Origin of the sequence: Aquicoccus sp. (assembly GCF_041686535.1) — a bacterium.
In the GTDB taxonomy this organism is placed as follows: Bacteria; Pseudomonadota; Alphaproteobacteria; order Rhodobacterales; family Rhodobacteraceae; genus Aquicoccus.
The window spans coordinates 1-4,498 of sequence record NZ_JAWLDS010000153.1; the positions used below are offsets into that span (position 1 = coordinate 1).

The following is a 4,498-nucleotide window of genomic DNA, read 5'->3' on the forward strand; positions in this document are numbered from 1 at the left end:
CAAGAGCGCCCTGTCAAGGGATCTGCTCGAGGATGCGCTGTTCGAGGGCAAGGCCGCGATCAGGGCGCTTCATGTCGAGAAGAACCTGATCGAGATGAATGTGATCGAGCAATACAATTACCTCGGGGATTCCGATCAGATCCAGCTCGCGCTTGACGATTTCGTGATGATGACCGGCGCGCCCGTCACTTTCAACACCGGCTCCAACGCGCAGCTCAACGCTGCGAGGATCAAGGATATCGGTCTCGACAGCACGGTCATGGCTGGGGGTGAGGCCTATAGCGACGCGCTAATCTATCAGGCCGAACTGATAGATCCCGACGCTGCACCGACCGGGGTGGGCATCTCGGCCCTCGCCAACGAGGCGGTCGCATTTCTGGCCGAGGACATGATCCAGAACGCGGCCGAGCACACACCCAAGGCAAGCTCACCCGCGCAGGACGATTTCAGCACCCAGGACGTATTTCAGACAATGCTTGCATGAGTTGCCTTAGGATCGGGGGAAGACATTGAAAGACCATTATGACGATCAGTTTTTCTTTGCGACATCCAGACTGGATTCGCCCGATCCGCAGCCGCGACCATCCGAGGCCCCCGCGGCAGCGCAACCCGCCGCGCCCGGCGACGCCCGACCGGGCCCGCTGGTCCTGACACCGGAGCTGCGGGTGACGCCCGAGCGCACCGCGCGCGCCGAGGCAGCCGGCGTGCTGACGTTGACGCCGGAAATGCAGGTGAGACCCGGCCGGAAGGACATTAAGGTGTCGCCGCGGCCCGCGCAGACCGAGCCCGAGACCAAGGCGCAAGAGCGGATGCGCGACGATTCCGCGGCCTCGCTGGTTTCCGTCCCGATCGAGGGCAAGGCCGGCGCGGGCATGCCGCGCCGCCGGGCCGCGCCCACCGGTGGCGGCGGTGGCGATCACGGCGGCGGCGATGGCGGCGGTGGCGATGGCGGCGGTGGCGGATTTCACAAGCGGATTGGCCCTGAGAACTTCCAGGAGAACCTGCGCCTTGGCCAGCGCGCGATCCGATACAACCTGTCCTTCGTGATGCTGCTGACGCTTGCGACCAACGTGCTGATCCTGGCCATCCCGATCTACCTTTTCCAGATCTCCGACCGCGTGCTGACCAGCCGCTCGCTCGACACATTGATCATGCTGACGGTGATCATCGCCGGCGCCGTGATGCTGCAATCCGTTTTCGACGCGGTACGGCGGTTCATGCTGATGCGCAGCTCGGTCGAGGTGGCGGTGAGGCTCGGCGCCCCGGTGCTGAGTGCCGCGGCGCATGCGTCGCTGCATGGCTCTGGGCGCGAATACCAAACCCTGGGCGACCTGCAGCAGCTTCGATCCTTTCTTGTCTCGGGCACGCTGATCTCGTTTCTCGACGTTCCCTTCGCGCCGCTCTTCATCTTCGTGATCTTCATGATCCACCCGCATCTCGGGATGATCGTGGTGGTCGCGGCCCTGATCCTGCTGGTCATCGCGCTGGTCAACCAGCGGATCACGGAAAAGCCGTTCGGTGAGGCGAACTTCGCCCAAGCCAAGGCCAACATGCATCTCGACTCGATGTCGCGCAACAGCCAGGTCATCAACGCCATGGCGATGATCCCTGAGGCGGTGACGATCTGGGGGCGCGACACGGCGGCCTCGTTGACATCTCAGGTGCGGGCGCAGGATCGCAACATCATCAGCGCCGCCGTTTCGCGCGCCGCGCGGATGCTCACGCAGGTGGCAATGCTGGGATGGGGCGCGTATCTTGCCATCGACGGCCAGATCACCGGCGGCATGGTGATCGCCGGCTCGATCATCGCGGGCCGTGCGCTGGCGCCCATAGAGGGCTCGATCGAGGGCTGGAATTCCTTTGTCATTTCGCGCGCCGCCTATGGTCGCGTGGCGGGTCTGCTGACGAATTCGCGCCTGCAGTTCGAGCGGCTCTGGCTGCCGCGCCCGCAGGGCCGGCTGGATGTCGAGCGTCTGCTCTACGTTCCCGGCGGCACCAAGCAGGTCGTGCTCAACGGCATTAGCTTCTCGTTGAACCCCGGCGATACGCTTGCGGTGATCGGCAATTCGGGGGCCGGCAAGACGACCCTGGGCAAAATGCTGGTAGGATCGATACTGCCGACTTCAGGCAATGTCCGGCTCGACCTGATGGATCTGCGCAACTGGGATCCGCGGCAACTGGGCGAGAACCTCGGATACCTGCCGCAGGACGTGCAGCTGTTTCCCGGCACCATCAAGCAGAATATCGGCCGGATGCGGGACAGCGCGACCGATGAGGAAATCCACCACGCCGCCGTTCTCGCGGACGTGCACGAGATGATCGCTTCGCTGCCGCAGGGCTACGAGACGATGGTCGCCGCCGATGGCGCGCCGCTGTCGGGCGGCCAGAAACAACGCATCGCACTGGCACGGGCGTTCTTCGGAAATCCCCGCCTCGTGGTGCTGGATGAGCCGAACTCAAACCTCGACACGGCGGGCGACAAGGCGCTGGCGCGGGCCATAGAACACGCGCGCGAGCACAAGATCACCGTGGTCGTGATCACCCAGAAACCCACGCTGCTGAACGTGGTCGACAAGATCATGCTGCTCGCCAATGGATCGGTCGCGCTGTTTGGCCAGCGCGACAAGGTCATGGCACAGCTCAACCAGAAGTCCGCCGGCACGGGCCGGATCGACACCAGCAAAGAGGGGCCGAAGAATGGTTGACCTGCCGATCCAGATCCGCGACGACACTTGGTACCGGGACGTGCCGCGCTCCATCAAGCGTCAGGCGATCTTCGGGCTGACGCTTCTCGCGTTCGCGTTCGGCGGCTTCGGGCTGTGGGCGTTCACCGCACCTCTGACGGCGGCAGTAATCGCCCAGGGCAGCTTCGTGGCCACGGGGCAGAACAAGATCGTTCAGCACCTCGAAGGGGGTATCATCGCGGAGATCCTCGTCAAGGAAGGCAACCGGGTCGAGCGCGGCGACATGCTGCTGCGGCTCGACCAGACACTGGCCGAGGCGACGAGCCGCGAGCTTGACCTGCGGCGCGTCCGGCTCGAAGCGACGCAGGCGCGGCTGCTCGCCGAGCACCGTCGCCTCGACACGCTGGACTTCCCGGCGCATCTCCAGGCCCGGCGATCCGACCCGGAGATCTCGGTGATCCTCGACGGGCAGCGGGTTGCCTTCGACGTGGCGCGATCCGGCGCGCGCAGCGACATTTCGCTGGTGATGCGCAACATTGATGCGCTGGACATGCGGGCCGGGGGATACCGCACGCAGCTCGACGCCCTGAAACGCCAAGCGGCGCTTCTGACCGAAGAACACGAAGACAAGGAAAGCCTGCTCGAGGAAGGGCTCATACGCCGCACCGAGGTGCTGGCCCTGCAGCGCGCGGTGCTGGAGAGCGAGGGGCAGATCGGACGTCTCGAAGCCGAGCTCGGCGAGATTGCCGAGATGCGCAACAAGTTCGAAACCCAGATCATCAAGACGCAGGATGAGTACAGCCGCGTGGCCCTGGGCCAGCTGGAAACGATCCAGAGCGAGCTGGAAAGCATCCGCGAACAGGCCCGCAAGGCCGCCAACATCCTCGGCCGGACGGATGTGATCGCCCCGGTCAGCGGCACCATCGTGCGGATGCATTATCACACGACCGGCGGCGTCATCGAGACCGGGCGGGCCATTGCCGAAATCCTGCCCGCCGATGCCCCGCTGATCATAGAGCTCCTGATCCCGCGCACCGAGATCGACCAGGTCGCCGTCGGCCAGGCCGCAACGGTCCGGCTGGCCGCCCTGAACCAGCGCACCACGCCGGTTCTCAACGGGGTTGTCGATTACGTCTCTGCAGACACGGTGTCCAGCACCACCAACGAACGGGCGCGGGATGTCTATCTCGCCCATGTCACGGTGCCGCAGGAAGAATTGCAACGCGTGCACGCCTTCTCGCCGACCCCCGGCATGCCCGCCGAAATCATGATCCAGACCACCGCACGTACCTTCGCGCAATATATCATAAAACCCATCGCCGACAGCATGGCACGCGCGTTCCGCGAGCAATAGATCCCGCGACCGCCGCGCCCCTCGAAGAGAGGACAGAGAAGGCGCTAAACTGCCGTGCGATATCGGAATGTGGAGAAATGTGCGAAAGTTCGTGATGCCCTGAAGGGCGACATGTCATAGCGGTGTTCACGCGCCGTCGATTCTCTGCCGAGGAAAGGATATGCCACATGTCAGAGACGGCGGCGTCGCAAGAAGAACGCAATGGCGTCAAAGCGGCGCTCAAGTCACGAAGTTCACATCGCTACAGCTGGCTATAGCCATAGGATTACAAGCATTTCTGGTTCGTCCGCACTGCCGACCTGCCCGTTTCGAAAATGCTGCTCTATGCACGAATGACCGATCTGGCGAAGCCGCACCGCAGCGATTCAGTTTGGTGCCAAAGTCCGGAAAGGGCCGAAAGTTTCTGTATTCAGCGTAAGCCTGAATAGCATGGCCGATATCACCCAATCGCGCACCCGTA

Annotated in this window: 2 protein-coding genes and 1 pseudogene; all 3 read left to right on the forward strand. The window is 63.8% G+C overall.

The annotated features are described in order from the left end of the window. Positions 1-484: pseudogene (locus ACESL9_RS17085) on the forward strand (type I secretion protein ATPase); the annotation flags it as partial. Between the two features lie 325 nt (positions 485-809). Further along, a complete protein-coding gene (locus ACESL9_RS17090) occupies positions 810-2,705 on the forward strand; it encodes a type I secretion system permease/ATPase (RefSeq protein ID WP_372675308.1) in 1,896 nt (631 codons plus the stop codon). Continuing rightward, complete coding sequence (locus tag ACESL9_RS17095) at positions 2,698-4,038, forward strand: HlyD family type I secretion periplasmic adaptor subunit (RefSeq protein WP_372675307.1); 1,341 nt, start codon at positions 2,698-2,700, stop codon at positions 4,036-4,038. The genes ACESL9_RS17090 and ACESL9_RS17095 overlap by 8 nt, the downstream gene beginning before the upstream one ends. Positions 4,039-4,498: the final 460 nt, after the last annotated feature.